The organism is Streptomyces sp. NPDC037054 (assembly GCF_055606745.1).
Genome location: NZ_JBVJSJ010000002.1, coordinates 115,040 through 130,449, shown reverse-complemented (window position 1 = coordinate 130,449; position 15,410 = coordinate 115,040). Strand labels below are relative to the sequence as shown.

Annotated in this window: 16 protein-coding genes and 1 pseudogene; 6 read left to right on the top strand and 11 right to left on the bottom strand. The window is 69.8% G+C overall.

Annotated features, from left to right (window positions below):
• Window positions 1-52: 52 nt before the first annotated feature.
• Both ACZ7D7_RS05545 and ACZ7D7_RS05540 read left to right on the top strand, forming a co-directional pair.
• Window positions 53-1,351 (top strand): PTS transporter subunit EIIC, encoded by a 1,299-nt coding sequence (locus ACZ7D7_RS05545; RefSeq protein ID WP_470822654.1) that lies wholly within the window; start codon window positions 53-55, stop codon window positions 1,349-1,351.
• A gap of 116 nt (window positions 1,352-1,467) precedes the next feature.
• The gene (locus ACZ7D7_RS05540) at window positions 1,468-2,733 is read left to right on the top strand and encodes a PTS transporter subunit EIIC (protein WP_470822653.1); all 1,266 of its coding nucleotides are present in this window, start codon (window positions 1,468-1,470) and stop codon (window positions 2,731-2,733) included.
• A 92-nt stretch (window positions 2,734-2,825) separates the two neighbouring features.
• On the opposite strand, the gene ACZ7D7_RS05535 is transcribed toward ACZ7D7_RS05540, so the two are convergent.
• Window positions 2,826-3,245: a MerR family transcriptional regulator gene (locus tag ACZ7D7_RS05535; RefSeq protein WP_470822651.1), complete on the bottom strand. Its 420-nt coding sequence runs from the start codon at window positions 3,243-3,245 to the stop codon at window positions 2,826-2,828.
• Window positions 3,246-3,295: 50 nt separating this feature from the next.
• Between ACZ7D7_RS05535 and ACZ7D7_RS05530 the strand changes: the two genes are divergently transcribed.
• Window positions 3,296-3,724, top strand: coding sequence for a PPOX class F420-dependent oxidoreductase (locus tag ACZ7D7_RS05530; protein ID WP_470822649.1), 429 nt, complete (start codon window positions 3,296-3,298; stop codon window positions 3,722-3,724).
• A 58-nt stretch (window positions 3,725-3,782) separates the two neighbouring features.
• Here ACZ7D7_RS05530 and ACZ7D7_RS05525 read toward each other — a convergent pair whose 3' ends face one another.
• Entirely contained in the window at window positions 3,783-4,535 is a 753-nt protein-coding gene (locus ACZ7D7_RS05525) for an MBL fold metallo-hydrolase (protein ID WP_470822646.1), read from the bottom strand.
• A 229-nt stretch (window positions 4,536-4,764) separates the two neighbouring features.
• On the opposite strand from ACZ7D7_RS05525, the gene ACZ7D7_RS05520 reads away from it, so the two are divergent.
• On the top strand, window positions 4,765-5,226 hold the full coding sequence (locus ACZ7D7_RS05520; protein WP_470822644.1) for a type II toxin-antitoxin system PemK/MazF family toxin: 462 nt from the start codon (window positions 4,765-4,767) through the stop codon (window positions 5,224-5,226).
• A 22-nt stretch (window positions 5,227-5,248) separates the two neighbouring features.
• Here the strand turns inward: ACZ7D7_RS05520 and ACZ7D7_RS05515 are convergent, their stop codons facing one another.
• The 7 genes from ACZ7D7_RS05515 to clpS all read right to left on the bottom strand — a co-directional run bounded on the left by ACZ7D7_RS05515 (window position 5,249) and on the right by clpS (window position 10,185).
• Window positions 5,249-6,199, bottom strand: a complete 951-nt coding sequence (locus ACZ7D7_RS05515) for a PLP-dependent cysteine synthase family protein (RefSeq protein WP_470822642.1) — start codon at window positions 6,197-6,199, stop codon at window positions 5,249-5,251.
• A gap of 6 nt (window positions 6,200-6,205) precedes the next feature.
• On the bottom strand, window positions 6,206-6,484 hold the full coding sequence (locus ACZ7D7_RS05510; RefSeq protein ID WP_470822640.1) for a MoaD/ThiS family protein: 279 nt from the start codon (window positions 6,482-6,484) through the stop codon (window positions 6,206-6,208).
• A gap of 115 nt (window positions 6,485-6,599) precedes the next feature.
• Window positions 6,600-6,695 (bottom strand): putative leader peptide, encoded by a 96-nt coding sequence (locus ACZ7D7_RS05505; RefSeq protein WP_316959376.1) that lies wholly within the window; start codon window positions 6,693-6,695, stop codon window positions 6,600-6,602.
• A 99-nt stretch (window positions 6,696-6,794) separates the two neighbouring features.
• Window positions 6,795-7,217, bottom strand: a complete 423-nt coding sequence (locus ACZ7D7_RS05500) for a M67 family metallopeptidase (protein ID WP_470822638.1) — start codon at window positions 7,215-7,217, stop codon at window positions 6,795-6,797.
• Window positions 7,218-7,368: 151 nt separating this feature from the next.
• Window positions 7,369-8,895 (bottom strand): alanine/glycine:cation symporter family protein, encoded by a 1,527-nt coding sequence (locus ACZ7D7_RS05495; protein WP_470822636.1) that lies wholly within the window; start codon window positions 8,893-8,895, stop codon window positions 7,369-7,371.
• Window positions 8,896-9,235: 340 nt separating this feature from the next.
• Window positions 9,236-9,835, bottom strand: coding sequence for a DUF2017 domain-containing protein (locus ACZ7D7_RS05490; protein WP_470822634.1), 600 nt, complete (start codon window positions 9,833-9,835; stop codon window positions 9,236-9,238).
• A gap of 32 nt (window positions 9,836-9,867) precedes the next feature.
• Window positions 9,868-10,185, bottom strand: coding sequence for an ATP-dependent Clp protease adapter ClpS (gene clpS, locus ACZ7D7_RS05485; RefSeq protein ID WP_279552349.1), 318 nt, complete (start codon window positions 10,183-10,185; stop codon window positions 9,868-9,870).
• Window positions 10,186-10,294: 109 nt separating this feature from the next.
• Between clpS and ACZ7D7_RS05480 the strand changes: the two genes are divergently transcribed.
• Complete coding sequence (locus ACZ7D7_RS05480; RefSeq protein ID WP_470822632.1) at window positions 10,295-11,641, top strand: nicotinate phosphoribosyltransferase; 1,347 nt, start codon at window positions 10,295-10,297, stop codon at window positions 11,639-11,641.
• Between the two features lie 113 nt (window positions 11,642-11,754).
• On the top strand, window positions 11,755-12,342 hold the full coding sequence (locus tag ACZ7D7_RS05475) for a nicotinamidase (RefSeq protein ID WP_470822630.1): 588 nt from the start codon (window positions 11,755-11,757) through the stop codon (window positions 12,340-12,342).
• A gap of 109 nt (window positions 12,343-12,451) precedes the next feature.
• Here the strand turns inward: ACZ7D7_RS05475 and ACZ7D7_RS05470 are convergent.
• Window positions 12,452-12,790 (bottom strand): annotated as a pseudogene (locus ACZ7D7_RS05470) (hypothetical protein); the annotation flags it as partial.
• A 121-nt stretch (window positions 12,791-12,911) separates the two neighbouring features.
• Window positions 12,912-15,251 (bottom strand): immune inhibitor A domain-containing protein, encoded by a 2,340-nt coding sequence (locus ACZ7D7_RS05465; protein WP_470822628.1) that lies wholly within the window; start codon window positions 15,249-15,251, stop codon window positions 12,912-12,914.
• Window positions 15,252-15,410: the final 159 nt, after the last annotated feature.

Here is a 15,410-nt window from a genome sequence, read left to right as displayed (position 1 = left end):
CTACACCACCGGTCGGACGGCCGCCAAACCCGCCTCCCAGCAAGGGGTCCGGATGAGCACCGAGAGCGCGGCCACTCCCGCCCGTCCCGCCCGTGACCGCTGGAACACCCTGTTCCAGGGACTGCAGAAGATGGGGCGCAGCCTCCAGTTGCCGATCGCGGTGCTGCCGGCGGCGGGGATCCTCAACCGGCTGGGGCAGCCGGACGTGTTCGGGGCGGACGGTCTGGGCTGGACGAACGTCTCGAAGGTGATGGCGGGTGCGGGTGGCGCGCTGCTCGACGGTTCGCTGGGGCTTCCGCTGCTGTTCTGTGTGGGCGTGGCCATCGGGATGGCGAAGAAGTCGGACGGTTCGACGGCGCTGGCGGCGGTGGTGGGGTTCCTCGTCTACTACAACGTGCTGCGGCAGTTCCCGGAGGACTGTCCGGCGGGGGCGAAGGTGGTGTCGGGGGTCGGCTGCCAGGCGGCGGACGGGACGACGAGTGCCTTCACGTATCAGAATCCGGGGGTGTTCGGCGGCATCGTCATCGGGTTGCTGGCGGCGTACTTCTGGCAGCGGTTCCACCGCACGCGGCTGGTGGACTGGCTGGGGTTCTTCAACGGCCGGCGGCTGGTGCCGATCATCATGGCGTTCGTGGCGATCGCGTTCGCGGCGCTGTGTCTGTGGGTGTGGCCGCCGATCGGTGACGCGCTGGAGGGTTTCAGCGACTGGATGAGCGGGCTGGGCGCGTGGGGCGCGGGTGTGTTCGGCATCGCGAACCGGGCGTTGCTGGTGGTGGGTCTGCACCAGTTCCTGAACGTGCCCATCTGGTTCCAGTTCGGCACGTTCACGAGGCCGGACGGCACGGTGGCGCACGGCGACATCAACATGTTCCTGGCGGGTGATCCGAGTGCGGGTCAGTTCACGTCGGGGTTCTTCCCGATCATGATGTTCGCGCTGCCGGCGGCGGCGCTGGCGATCACGCACTGCGCGCGGCGGGAGCGGCGCAAGGAGGTCGGGGGGCTGATGCTGTCGGTGGCGCTGACGTCGTTCGTGACGGGCATCACCGAGCCGATCGAGTACTCGTTCCTGTTCATCGCGCCGGCGCTGTACGCGGTGCACGCGATGCTGACGGGTGTGTCGATGGCGGTGACGTGGGGTCTCGGGGTGCACGACGGGTTCAGCTTCTCGGCGGGTCTGATCGACTACGTGATCAACTGGAATCTGGCGACGCGGCCGTGGCTGATCATTCCGATCGGGTTGTGCTTCGCGGCGGTGTACTACGCGATCTTCCGGTTCGCGATCACGCGGTTCGATCTGAAGACGCCGGGGCGGGAGCCGCAGGACGAGGTGGAGGACACCACCAAGGCGTGACGCGGCGCAGCCCTCCGGTAACGGGAATCGCGGGTTCCTTACGCGGCCTTCGCCGTGCTAGAACAGGTCTACACCATTTGGTGGTGTAGACCTGTTGTACGTTGCTGGAGGAAATCGTGACCACTGCCGGCGCCGCTCCCGCGGCCGAGAAGAAGAAGGGCGCCGGTGTGATGGCGGTGCTGCAGCGCATCGGCCGCAGCCTGATGCTGCCGGTGGCCGTGCTGCCGGCCGCCGCGCTGCTGGTGCGCCTCGGCAACGCCGACATGCTGGGCCGCCCGGAGTTCCCGGCCTTCGTGACGAAGATCGCGGGCTTCATGGCGGCCGGCGGCAACGCGATCCTGGACAACATGGCGCTGCTGTTCGCCGTGGGCATCGCGATCGGCTTCGCGAAGAAGTCGGACGGCTCGACGGCGCTCGCCGCGGTCGTCGGCTACTTGGTCTTCAAGAACGTGCTGGCCACGTTCACCGACGAGAACCTGCCGCAGGTGGCGAAGGCCGTCGACGGCAAGGTGGTCATGGTGGACGCGCCGGTGGACGCCAAGGTCCTCGGCGGTGTGGTGATGGGCCTCGTCGTCGCCCTGCTCTACCAGCGCTTCTACCGCACGAAGCTGCCCGACTGGGCGGGCTTCTTCGGCGGCCGCCGTCTGGTGCCGATCCTGTCGGCGTTCGCGGGCCTGGTCATCGGCATCGTGTTCGGTTACATCTGGCCGGTGCTCGGCACGGGCCTGCACAACTTCGGTGAGTGGCTGGTCGGTTCGGGCGCGGTCGGCGCGGGCATCTTCGGTGTCGCCAACCGCGCGCTGATCCCGATCGGCATGCACCACCTGCTCAACTCGTTCCCGTGGTTCCAGGCCGGTGAGTACGAGGGCAAGAGCGGTGACATCGCGCGGTTCCTGGCGGGCGACCCGACCGCCGGTCAGTTCATGACGGGCTTCTTCCCGATCATGATGTTCGCGCTGCCCGCGGCCTGCCTCGCGATCGTGCACTGCGCGCGGCCGGAGCGCCGCAAGGTGGTCGGCGGCATGATGTTCTCGCTCGCGCTCACGTCGTTCGTCACGGGCGTGACCGAGCCGATCGAGTTCACGTTCATGTTCATCGCGCCGGTCCTGTACGCGATCCACGCCGTGCTCACCGGTGTGTCGATGGCGCTGACGTGGGCGCTGGGCATGAAGGACGGCTTCGGCTTCTCGGCGGGCGCCGTCGACTTCTTCCTGAACCTGGGCATCGCGTCGAACCCGTGGGGCCTTGCCCTGGTCGGCGTGTGCTTCGCGGCGCTGTACTACGTCGTGTTCCGGTTCGCGATCACGAAGTTCAACCTGCCGACGCCGGGCCGCGAGTCCGACGAGGAGCTGGCCGAACTGCAGAAGGCGGAGGGCAAGTAGCCCTCTCCCGCACGGCTCTCGCAGGCGCCCGGCCCGGGTTTCCCGGCCGGGCGCCTCGCCGTACGGCGCCGCTTTCCCTGCCGGTGCCGGTGTCAGCGGTCCAGGGCGCCGCAGGCCTCGTCGGCGGCTCGGTCGAACGTGCCGCGGGCGTCGTCGGCGGCGCGCCGCTCGGCGGCGGAGAGGAAGTCGCGCAGGGTCTGCCGGGAGCGGCGGAGGGCGTCCACGCGGGTGTCGAGGTCGTGCAGGCGGGCGCGCAGGACGTCCAGCAGTTCGGGGCAGGGTTCGAGGTCGGGGTCCGGGCCGGTGGCGCACGGCAGGGTAAAGGCGATCTCCCGGGTGGACAGGCCCGCTTCGAGGAGTCTTCTGATCTGGGTAACGGTGAGGACGGCGTCGTCGGTGTATTCGCGGTAGCCGCCGGGTCCTCGGGTGGGCTCCAGTAACTTCTGGCTCTCGTAGTAGCGCAGCAGGTGCGGCGGGACGCCGGTCCTGCGGCTGAGTTCTCCGATCAGCACGCCGGTGCCTCCTTGACCTTCATACCGGTGTGAAGGTTGATGATCCTGCCATGACCGCACCCTTCGACCCCCGTGCGCTGCTGGCCGGGAGCCGCCTCGGCGTCCTGGCGACGATCAAGTCGGACGGACGTCCGCAGCTCTCCCCCGTCCTGCCCCATTACGACGAGTCCGCCGACGTCATCCGCGTCTCGACGTACGCGGGCGCCGCCAAGGTCGCGAACCTGCGCCGGGACCCGCGGGCGACGCTGGAAGTGACCGGTTCCGACGGCATGTCGTGGGCCACGGCCGAGGGCGTCGCGACCCTCACCGGCCCCGGCACCGACCCGGACGGTCCGGAGGTCGACGCGCTGGTGCACTACTACCGCGCCGCCGCCGGCGAACACCCGGACTGGGACGAGTACCGGGCGGTGATGGTGGCCGAGCGCAGGGTGCTCATCACGATGACGGTGGATCACGTGTACGGGGCCGACGTCGGCTGACGGCGCCGGCCTTGCGGGCCGTCCGGGCTTCCGTCCGGCCGGCCCGGAAGGGCGGGGCTCAGATCTCGTACGTCGTCCGCGGGGCCGCCAGGTCCACCGGGCCGTCGAAGACGGCGCGGGCGTCGGCGAGGTTGACCTGGGGGTCGGTCCACGGCGGGATGTGGGTGAGGACCAGGCGCCGGGCGCCGGCGCGGGTCGCGGTCTCGCCCGCCTCGCGGCCGTTGAGGTGCAGGTCGGGGATGTTCTCCTTGCCGTGCGTGAAGGCGGCCTCGCACAGGAACAGGTCGGCGTCGCGGGCGAGTTCGTCCAGCGCGGGGCTGACGCCCGTGTCGCCGGAGTACGTCAGCGAGCGGCCGCCGTGCTCGATGCGGATGCCGTACGCCTCGACGGGGTGCGCGACGCGCTCGGTGTGGACCGTGAACGGGCCGATCTCGAAAGTGCCCGGCTTCACGGTGTGGAAGTCGAAGACCTCGCTCATCGAGGAGGCGGAGGGGGTGTCGGCGTAGGCGGTGGTCAGCCGGTGTTCGGTGCCCTCGGGGCCGTAGACCGGGAGGGGGTCGCAGCGGCCGCCGTCGTGCCGGTAGTAGCGCGCCACGAAGTACGCGCACATGTCGATGCAGTGATCGGCGTGCAGGTGGCTGAGGTAGATCGCGTCGAGGTCGTAGAGACCGCAGTGGCGCTGCAGCTCGCCGAGGGCGCCGTTGCCCATGTCGAGGAGCAGCCGGAAGCCGTCGGCCTCTACGAGGTAGCTCGAGCAGGCCGATTCCGCGGACGGGAACGACCCCGAGCAGCCGACGACGGTGAGCTTCATGAAGCAGAAACCTCCGCTGGCGGGAACGACAGGAAATCCTGAATGGGGGCGACGGGGGTCGTGCAGTGTGCGGTCCGTCGAGCGTAAGGCGCAAAACGTCCGGTCGCTCCTCCGCCAAGGGCTGTTGTGGGCGAACTCACCTGTGGTGTCACCGGTTCGGCTGGCAACGGGGCGCATGAGGCGGACGGGAGGCGCGCGGGAGCAGGGGTGCGCCGGTACCGTCGTCGGTATGGACACGTCCTGGTGGCCCCTGGTCGCGGTGGTGGTGCTGCTCGCGCTGGTCGCCACGCTGGTCGACGGCGTGGGCCGCGGGTGGCGCGGACGGCGCCGCGCGCGGCCGGGCCCGGCGCGTCCGCAGCCGGCGGAGATCTGGTGGGCGCGGGTGCCGCCCGGCGAGGGCGGCGAGCCGCTGGGGCCGGTGGACGCGGGTGGGGCGCGCGGTCACGACCGGCCGTGCCTGGTGCTGTCGGTGCGCGGGCGGCACGCGGTGGTCGCGGAGATCACCAGCACGTACCGCGACGAACGGGCCGGCGTGATCCCGCTGCCACCGGGCTCGGTCGGCGGCGCGCAGGGCCGGGCGAGCTATCTGGAGACGGACGAGCTGCGGGACGTGCCGGTACGGGACTTCAGCCGGCGGGTCGGGGTGATGGACCCGGTCCTGTGGGACCAGGTCCGTCACCTCGCGACGTGAGGGGGGTGCGACCCGTTCCGGGTCAGGCCCAGAGCTGGCCCTGGAGGGTGTCGATGGCCTCTTCGGTGGTGGCCGCCGTGTAGACGCCGGTGGAGAGGTACTTCCAGCCGCCGTCGGCGACGACGAACACGATGTCGGCGCTCTCCCCCGCCTTGACCGCCTTCTTGCCGACGCCGATCGCGGCGTGCAGCGCGGCGCCGGTGGAGACGCCCGCGAAGATGCCCTCCTGCTGGAGGAGTTCACGGGTGCGGGTGACCGCGTCGGCGGACCCGACGGAGAACCGGGTGGTCAGCACGGAGGCGTCGTAGAGCTCGGGGACGAAGCCCTCGTCGAGGTTGCGCAGGCCGTACACGAGGTCGTCGTAGCGCGGTTCGGCGGCGACGATCTTGACGTCCGGCTTGTGTTCGCGCAGGTAGCGGCCGACGCCCATGAGGGTGCCGGTGGTGCCGAGGCCGGCCACGAAGTGCGTGATCGACGGGAGGTCGGCGAGGATCTCGGGGCCCGTCGTGGCGTAGTGGGCGCCCGCGTTGTCCGGGTTGCCGTACTGGTAGAGCATCACCCAGTCGGGATGCTCGGCGGACAGTTCCTTGGCGACGCGCACCGCGGTGTTGGAGCCGCCCGCGGCCGGGGACGAGATGATCTCCGCGCCCCACATGGTGAGCAGGTCGCGGCGCTCCTGCGAGGTGTTCTCGGGCATCACGCACACGATGCGGTAGCCCTTGAGCCTGGCGGCCATCGCGAGCGAGATTCCGGTGTTGCCGCTGGTGGGTTCGAGGATGGTGCAGCCCGGGGTGAGGCGTCCGTCCTTCTCGGCCTGCTCGATCATGTGCAGGGCCGGACGGTCCTTGATCGAGCCCGTGGGGTTGCGGTCCTCCAGCTTCGCCCAGACGCGGACGTCGGCGGACGGCGACAGCCGCGGCAGGCGCACCAGGGGGGTGTTGCCCACCGCGGCCAGCGGGGAGTCGTAACGCATCGCCGATCAGGCCATACCGCCGGCCACGGCCGGCAGGATCGTGATGTTGTCCCCGTCGGAGACCTTGGTGTTGATGCCGTCGAGGAAGCGGACGTCCTCGTCGTTCAGGTAGACGTTGACGAACCGGCGCAGCTGGTCGCCGTCCACGATGCGGGCGTGGATGCCCGCGTGGCGGGTCTCGAGGTCGGCGAACAGCTCGGCGAGGGTGTCACCACTGCCCTCCACCGCCTTCTGACCGTCGGTGTACTGGCGGAGGATGGTCGGGATGCGGACCTCGATGGCCATGGCTCAGGGCTCCTGTCGGGAGGTGTGTGATCGGGGCGCGCGGCGGCGCGGAAGAGCGTGGTCGTACGCAGGGTGGTGCGCCGCGGCTCACGGCCGTACGGCGGCAGGAGCAGCGTCAACAGATGGCGCTGGCGAGCCTGCACAGGTCGACGTGCAGCCGCGCCACGAGCAGCATGCCCGGCGTCTTCTCGCTCACGTCGTGGAAAACCATGGGCTCATCGTATCGATTCCCGGTCCGGTGCCCGGAGTGTGATATCGCATCTCGGACTGCTTTCGACCGGATCGTGAGACGTGGAGGTCAGGAGGGGGGTCAGTAGGCCTCGACGACCTTGACCTCTTCCTCCGTGACCTCGCCCTCGACGATCCGGAAGGAGCGGAACTGGAACTCTCCGGCGCCGTCGGTGTCGGCGGTGGAGACGAGGACGTAGTGCGCGCCGGGCTCGTTGGCGTAGGAGATGTCGGTGCGGGACGGGTAGGCCTCGGTCGCGGTGTGGGAGTGGTAGATGATCACCGGCTCCTCGTCGCGGTCGTCCATCTCGCGGTAGAGCTTGAGCAGGTCCTGCGAGTCGAACTCGTAGAAGGTGGGCGAGCGGGCCGCGTTGAGCATGGGGATGAAGCGCTCGGGACGGCCGGCTCCCACGGGTCCGGCGACGACGCCGCACGCCTCGTCGGGGTGGTCCTCGCGGGCGTGGGCGACGATGTGGTCGTAGAGGGCCTGGGTGATGGTCAGCATGGCGCCAGGATAAGCAGGAGGGCGGCACCGTACCGAGGGGTGGTACGGGGCCGCCCACATGGCGGGATCAGACCTTGTGCGGCGCCCGGGCCCGGCCGTACCGGTGACGGTACGGCCGGGCCCGGGCGGGACGCGGCGTCGGCGGCTCGGCTCAGCCGGCCTTGACCTCCTCCCGCTCCTCCTCCGCGGCTCCGCCGGCGCGGCGGTCGCGGACGGAGGCCAGGAAGGAGTCCAGCTCCCGCTTGACCACGGGGGCCAGCAGGTACAGGCCGATGATGTTGATGACGGCGAGCATGAAGAGCACGGCGTCGGCCAGGTCGATCAGCGTCTGCAGGGTGAGCAGCGAACCGGCCACCGCGAACAGCGTGTAGAGCGCCTTGTAGACCGTCTCGCTGGTCCGGCTGCGGCCGAAGAGGTACGTCCAGGCCTTGAGGCCGTAGTAGCCCCAGGTGAGCACGGTGGAGATGGCGAACAGCAGCACGGCCACGGTCAGCACGTACGGGAACCAGGGCAGCACGGTCTCGAAGGCGTCCGAGGTGATGGTGACGCCGCCGATCTCCTTGCCGTCGCGGGCCGCGGCCCAGCTGTCCGGGTTGGCGACGACGATGGTCAGCGCGGTCATGGTGCAGATGACGACCGTGTCGATGAACGGCTCCAACAGGGCGACCAGGCCCTCGCTCGCGGGGTGCTTGGTCTTCACCGCGGAGTGGGCGATCGGGGCGGAGCCGAGGCCGGCCTCGTTGGAGAACGCGGCGCGCTTGAAGCCGACGATCAGGGCGCCGATGATGCCGCCCGCCACACCCTCGGGGTTGAACGCGCCCTCGATGATCTGGGCGACGGCGTCGGGCAGGGCGCCCGCGTTGACGACGAGCACGACGAGGCAGGCGACGATGTAGATGATCGCCATGGCCGGGACCAGGCGGCTGGTGACGGAGGCGATGGAGCGGATGCCGCCGAGCAGCACGATGCCGACCAGGGCGGCGACCAGGATGCCGAAGAAGAGCGCGCCGGCCGAGGAGCCGAGGGCGCCGTCCTCACCGCCGGCCACGGAGACCAGCTGCGTGTAGCTCTGGTTGACCTGGAAGAGGTTGCCGCCGAAGAGGCCGAAGAACAGGATCATGACCGAGGCGAGGATCGCGAGCACCTTGCCGAGCTTGGCGCCGCCGCTGCCGAAGCGGTCGGCGAGGCCCTTGGGCAGGTAGTGCATGGGACCGCCGGAGACGGTGCCGTCCTCGTGCACCTGGCGGTACTTCACACCGAGGGTGACCTCGACGAACTTGGTGGCCATGCCGAGCAGACCGCAGAGGATCATCCAGAAGGTCGCGCCGGGTCCGCCGAGGGAGACGGCGACGGCGACACCGGCGATGTTGCCGAGGCCGACGGTGCCCGACACGGCCGCGGTCAGCGCCTGGAAGTGGTTGACCTCGCCGGCGGAGTCCTTCTCGTCGTGCTTGCCGCGCACGACGTCGATGGCCAGTTTGAACCGGCGCACCTGGACGAAGCCGAAGCCGAGGCTGAACACCAGGCCGGCGACGACGAGCCACGCCACGATCAGCGGCAGCTCGGTTCCCGCTACGGGGACGGAGTAGAAGACGATCTCGCCGAGTGTGGTGGCGACCGGTTCGAAGAATCCACTGACGGCATCGTCAATGGACGTGGTGACGGAGTCGAGTGACATCGAGCTTCCTCGGGGGCGCGGGGACGTGCTGGCGTGGCTCAGCGGTACGGGGTGCGGCAGGGGGGGGCGAACGCCGTTGTCCGGATCATGCGCGCCGGTGATGACCGGCACCTCCAGCACGGCGAGGGGTGGGGCCGCGAAGGAGTTGCCAGTTCTTATCACGCTGTTTACCGAGGCTTTAGTGACGCCCGTCACGGAAACCGCTGCCGCCCCGACAAACCCCAGGAGCGGTGACGGGATCGTTATCCGGATTTGAGGCTCCGCTGAGCGAACACGAAATCCGCACAAGTCGGTGCATGAGGCGCCGACGTCGGGACATCAGACGTCAGAACAGGAGACGTCAGGGCATGAGTGTCGAGACGAGGGTCTCCTGGAGGCCGCCCAGCCAGAGGTACGCCATCACCATCGGCTTGCGCGGGTCCTCGTCCGGGAGCCGGTAGAGCAGATCGGTGTCGTCCTCGTCGTCGATCTCCAGCCGGGAGCCGATCGCGAGGCGCAGGTCGTTGAGCGCCCCGAGCCACTGCCGGGACTCCTGCGCCGACAGCTTCAGCACGGCGCCGCCGTCCCCGGCCAGCGCGTCCAGCGAGCGGATCACCGCGAGGGCGTTGTCCCGCTTGCCGGCCCGCAGGTCGTTCTCGGTGTAGCGGCGGAACTCCGCGGAGTACTCCTGCCGCTCCTCGGCCTCCCGCGGGGAGGCGGGCGCGTGCTCGGGGTCTACGTAGGCGTCCGGGAAGAGCCTGCGCAGCACCGGGTCGGAGGGCGGCTCGCTCGGACCCTCGGCGAACAGCTCGGCGAGCGGGTCGCCCTGCGCGTCCTCGGCGGGGCCGGGCCCGATCAGCTCCAGGAGCTGGACGGCCAGCGACCGGATGATGGAGATCTCGACGTCGTCGAGGGCGACGGCCGCGCCGCCGCCGGGGAGCGGTTCGAATTGTCCGGGCATGGAGTCTTTTCGCTGGTGGGCGGGCGTGCTCGCTACTTGCGGTCCTGCTGGAGGGTGGCCCACAGGCCGTAGCCGTGCATGGCCTGCACGTCGCGTTCCATCTCCTCGCGGCTGCCGCTGGAGACGACCGCCCGGCCCTTGTGGTGGACATCGAGCATGAGCTTGGTGGCCTTGTCCTTGGAGTAGCCGAAGTACGTCTGGAAGACGTACGTCACGTAGCTCATGAGGTTGACCGGGTCGTTGTGGACGATGGTGACCCAGGGGACGTCCGGCTCGGGTACGGCGAATTCCTCCTCCGCCGACTCGGTGCGTTCGATCTCTAGGGGTGCGGGTGACGTCACATGGCCCATGCTGCCACCGGAGGGGGGTGGGGACACAAATGCGCCGCCCGCGGGGCGTGACCGGGGCCACTCGCACGGGAAATCGTCAAACTGACGAAATGGGGGTAGCATCCTCGTCATGAACACAGCGGACCTTGGGCTGCCGGTGGCCGTTCCCTCCACGGCGCTCTTCACCGACCACTACGAGCTGACGATGCTGCAGGCCGCGCTCAAGGCGGGCACGGCCGAGCGGCGGAGCGTGTTCGAGGTCTTCACCCGGCGGCTGCCGGACGGGCGGCGCTACGGCGTCGTCGCCGGCACCGGGCGCGTCCTGGACGCCGTCGAGAACTTCCGCTTCGACCCGGACGTCCTCGGCTTCCTGCGCGAGCGGAACGTCGTCGACGAGCGGACCCTCGCATGGCTCGCCGACTACCACTTCTCCGGCGACATCTGGGGCTACCCGGAGGGCGAGGTGTACTTCCCGGGCTCGCCGATCCTGCGGGTCGAGGGCTCCTTCGCCGAGTGCGTGCTGCTGGAGACCGTGATCCTCTCCATCCTCAACCACGACTCGGCGATCGCGGCCGCCGCCTCCCGGATGTCGTCCGCCGCCGGTGACCGCCCGCTGATCGAGATGGGCGCCCGGCGCACCCACGAACTCGCCGCGGTCGCCGCCTCCCGGGCGGCCTACGTGGGCGGCTTCACCTCCACCTCCGACCTCGCGGCCGGCTTCCGCTACAACATCCCGACCGTCGGCACCTCCGCCCACGCCTTCACCCTGCTGCACGACAGCGAGCGCGACGCCTTCCGCGCCCAGGTCGACTCCCTCGGCCGGGGCACGACGCTGCTGGTGGACACGTACGACGTCACCGAGGCCGTCCGTACGGCCGTCGAGATCGCCGGGCCCGAGCTGGGCGCCGTGCGGATCGACTCCGGCGACCTGCTGCTGGTCGCGCACCGGGTGCGCCAGCAGCTGGACGAGCTGGGCGCCCGGGACACGAAGATCATCGTGACCTCGGACCTGGACGAGTACGCCATCGCCTCGCTGGCGGCGGCGCCCGTGGACGCGTACGGCGTCGGCACCCAGCTGGTGACCGGCTCCGGTCACCCGACGGCGTCCATGGTCTACAAGCTGGTCGCGCGCGCCGCGTCCGCCGATCCCGGCGCCCCGCTGGTGCCGGTCGCGAAGAAGTCCAGCGGCGGCAAGACCTCGGTCGGCGGCCGCAAGTGGGCCGCGCGGCGGCTGGACGAGGACGGCGTCGCGGAGGCCGAGGTGGTCGGCACCGGGCCCGTGCCCGAGGAGCTGGCAGGCCGGCAGCTGCTGGTCGAGCTGGTCCGGGGCGGCGAGGTCGTCCGCCGCGAGCCGCTGGACACCGTCCGGGACCGGCACGCGGCGGCCCGCGCCAACCTGCCGCTGTCCGCCACGCAGCTCTCCCGGGGGGAACCGGTCATTCCCACGGAGTACACGCACGGACCGTCGGGTAGCTAATCCCGGCACCGCTGTCCGACCCCTCCCCACACCGCACCTGAAGTCAATAGGCTCGGATCCTCACCGGCCGGGCCCGCTCCCCGCCCCGACCCCATAGTCGAAGGACACCGACCATGCGCCGCGCCTTGATCGTCGTAGACGTGCAGAACGACTTCTGCGAGGGGGGCAGCCTCGCGGTGTCCGGTGGCGCCGACGTGGCCGCCGCCATCACCGAGCTGATCGGGCAGGCGCCCGCCGGCTACCGGCACGTGGTGGCCACCCGCGACCACCACGTCGCGCCCGGCGGGCACTTCGCCGACAACCCCGACTTCGTGCACTCCTGGCCCGCGCACTGCGTCGCCGGGACCGAGGGCGTGGGCTTCCACCCGAACTTCGCCCCGGCCGTCGCCTCCGGGTCCATCGACGCCGTGTTCGACAAGGGCGCCTACGCGGCCGCGTACAGCGGCTTCGAGGGCACCGACGAGAACGGCGTGAAGCTCGCCGAGTGGCTCAGGGCCCGGGAGATCGACGAGGTGGACGTGGTGGGCATCGCCACCGACCACTGCGTGCGGGCCACCGCGCTGGACGCGGCGCGGGAGGGCTTCCGCACCCACGTCCTGCTGGACCTGACCGCCGGAGTGGCCGCGGAGACCACCGAGCGGGCCGTGGAGGAGATGCGCGGGGCGGGCGTGGAACTCTCGGGAAAGCCCGTCGTCCAGTAGCCCGGCCGCCTCAGACCTGGCCGACCGTCGGCAGGCCCTTCGGCCGGGGCAGGCCCTGGAGCCGGGGCTGGAGCCGGTCGCCGGAGTGGGAGTGCTGCCGGGGCCGTTCCTGCGGCGCCGGGCGTCTGAGCAGGGACCGGATCGGGTGCCACAGCTCCTGCGTCGGGCCGGTACCGGGGACGCCCCCGCCGTCGGGCGCCGTGCGCCATATCAGGCCGTCGGGGTGGTGCAGGACGGCCGTGATCTCGTCCGGGGTCGGCGGCGCGGCGTTGCCCCGCAGGTAGACGGCCCGCAGCCCCAGGTTGCGCAGCCTGGTCAGGGCACGCGCCCGGTTCCGGGCGTGGACGAGAACGCGCACGTCGCCGGTGCTCTCGGCGACGGGGCTTGGCAGGTTCATCGCCACCACCACCGTGCCGTTCGGCAACTTGCAGAAACCTCCTGCGGCCATGCGGTCACACCCCCGTGCTGTCCGGTGTCAATAAGAGAATCACAGGACGCACCTAAACACGATCGGCGGCAACCCGCCAGGGGGTTGCCGCCGATCATGCTTTGACCTGCAGAAATGCCGTTTACTTCACCGCAGGGCCGACCTGGACCGAGATCGTCGACCCGTTCCAGGCCTCCTTGACGATCTTGATCTTGGTGTTGGTGTCAGTGATCTTGACGCCCGCCCGCGGGTTGGACTCGTCGTAGTAGGTGTTCGTGTGGTCGTTGAAGACCGGCACGCCCTTCGACGACGGGATCACGGTCGGGACGTCCGCCTTGTGCAGCGTCATGCCGTCCGTGCGGTACAGGCTGAACGGCGAGTCGTAGGCCTGGACGCGGTTGCGCATCAGCGTGCCGTCCGACCACTTCAGCTGGGCCGGGTGCGAGTCGACCGGCAGCAGCAGACCGGTGCCCGGGTGCTGGCTGGTGTTGTTGTCCGCCTGGGAGGTGTCCCACTTCCAGATCAACAGGCCGTTCTGGTAGGCGTAGTGCTCCACCCAGTCCGGACGGCTCGCCGAACCGAAGTTGTACGGGCCGACCTTGAGGGTCTTGTCGTACGAGACGTACTGACGGTTCTCGGCGATGTAGTACTGCGCGTACTCGTCGGTGAACGACGCGCCGATCCGGGAGAAGCCGTTGGCCGTCCAGGCCGCGTCCGCGCTCTCGGCGTTGTCCGTGAACAGCGCCGTGCCGTCGGCGGTGACGGTGACGCGGTCGGCCGCGAAGCCCTTCTGCGCGACACCGCCGTCCGTCTGGTAGCGGAAGCGCAGGTCGATCTTCTTGCCCGCGTAGGCGTCCAGCGAGTAGGCGAGCGGCTTGTAGCCGTCGACCGTGCCGGTCAGCGCCGGCTTGTCGCTGCCGTCGCGCGGGATGGGCTGACCGTCCACCGTGCCGTCGAGAGCGGTCCAGTTGGCGCCGCCGTCGGTCGACACCTCGGTGTAGAGGTAGTCGTAGTCGGCCTCGATGTCGTACCAGCCGTCCAGGGTGAGGGCGGCCGACGTCTTGCCGGTCAGGTCGACGGACCGGGTCAGCGTGTTGCGCAGGTCGTCACCGCTGCCGCTCCACCACTGGGTCTGGCCCTCGGCGGGCACGACGACCTCGGTGGTGACCTTCTTCTTCGGGAGCTCCACGACCAGCGCCTGCGGGTTCTTCGTGTTGTATTCCGCGAGACCCAGCGTGTGGGCGGACTTGGTCGCGGCCTTGGCCACGTCGTAGTCGAGCCAGCCGAGCTGGAGCTTGTCCCAGGCGGTCATGTCGCCGGGGAGGTCGCCGATCTCGTTCTTGCCGGTGCCGAGCCAGGAACCGGACGACATCAGCGTCCAGAACCCGGTGGAGTTCTCGCCGCCCGCGGTGTCGTAGTGGTCCGGCAGACCGAGGTCGTGGCCGTACTCGTGGGCGAAGACGCCGAGTCCGCCGTTCTCCGGCTGGATGGTGTAGTCGCCGACCCAGATGCCGCTGTCGCCGATCTGCGTGCCGCCGAGCCTGTTGCCCTCGGGGCCCGTGGCGCCGGCGTCCGTGCCGAAGGCGTACCAGCGGTGCGCCCAGATGGCGTCCTCGCCCTGAGCGCCGCCGCCCGCGGACTCGTCCTCGCCGGCGTGCACGATCTGGAAGTGGTCGATGTAGCCGTCGCGCTCGTTGAAGTCGCCGTCGCCGTCGTGGTCGTAGCGGTCCCACTGGTCGTACTCGGCGAGCTGCGTCTTGATCTCGGCGTCGGTCTTGCCGGCGGCCTTCTGCTGCTCGACCCAGGCGGTGACGCCGTCCTGCACCGCGAACCAGGCGCAGTTGTCGGGGTCGCACTTGTTGGAGCCGTAACGGGCCTCGTTGTAGGGGACCTTGACCCAGTCGGAGACCGTGCCGTCGATGGAGTAGCGGCCCGAGGACTGCTTCTCGTAGTACGTCTTCATCGAGTCGGTGCCGGTACCGAAGTACAGCTCCTGGAAGTGCTCCCGGTTGTAGTCCGCCTTCCAGGCGGTGCTGTTGTCCTTGGAGCGGTCCGGCTCGGCGATCTGGTTGTGCAGCGGGCCGGGGGTGCCGCCGTAGCGGCTGTCGATCTGGTCGCCGAACTCGACCAGGATGGTGAAGATCTTGTCGGTCTTCTCCCGGCCCAGCTCGACGTACTTGCTGTCGCCCTTGCGGCTCTGGAGCTCGACGACCTTGGAGCCGTCACGCTCCTTCACCTGGGCATCGCCGGATATGACCTGCTTGAGTGCCTCCTCACGCTGGGCCGCCTGAGTCTTGCTCAACGGCCCTTCGAGGTCGTGCTCCGCCATCCCCTTGGCCGGCTGAGGGTCGTGCCGTTCCACGTTCGCGGGCGGGGCGGCCGAGTCGGCCTGCGCCACGGCGATCGCCGAAAGGGTGGTGGACGCCGCTGCGAAAGCCACACCGATCGCGGCGGCTCTGAACGTCCAGGGTCTTCTGGTCACTTGATGTCCTCCCCCGCGTTTGCGCGCGCGGCAGGGAGGTCCTTTGGTGGAAGTTCCGCGGGCGCGTGATCAACGCGTGTAGTCAAGTGACGACATTTGACTAGAGGTTAAGCGGAAAAGACAGGTCTTGACTTGCGCAGGTCAAGTGCATTAAGGGAA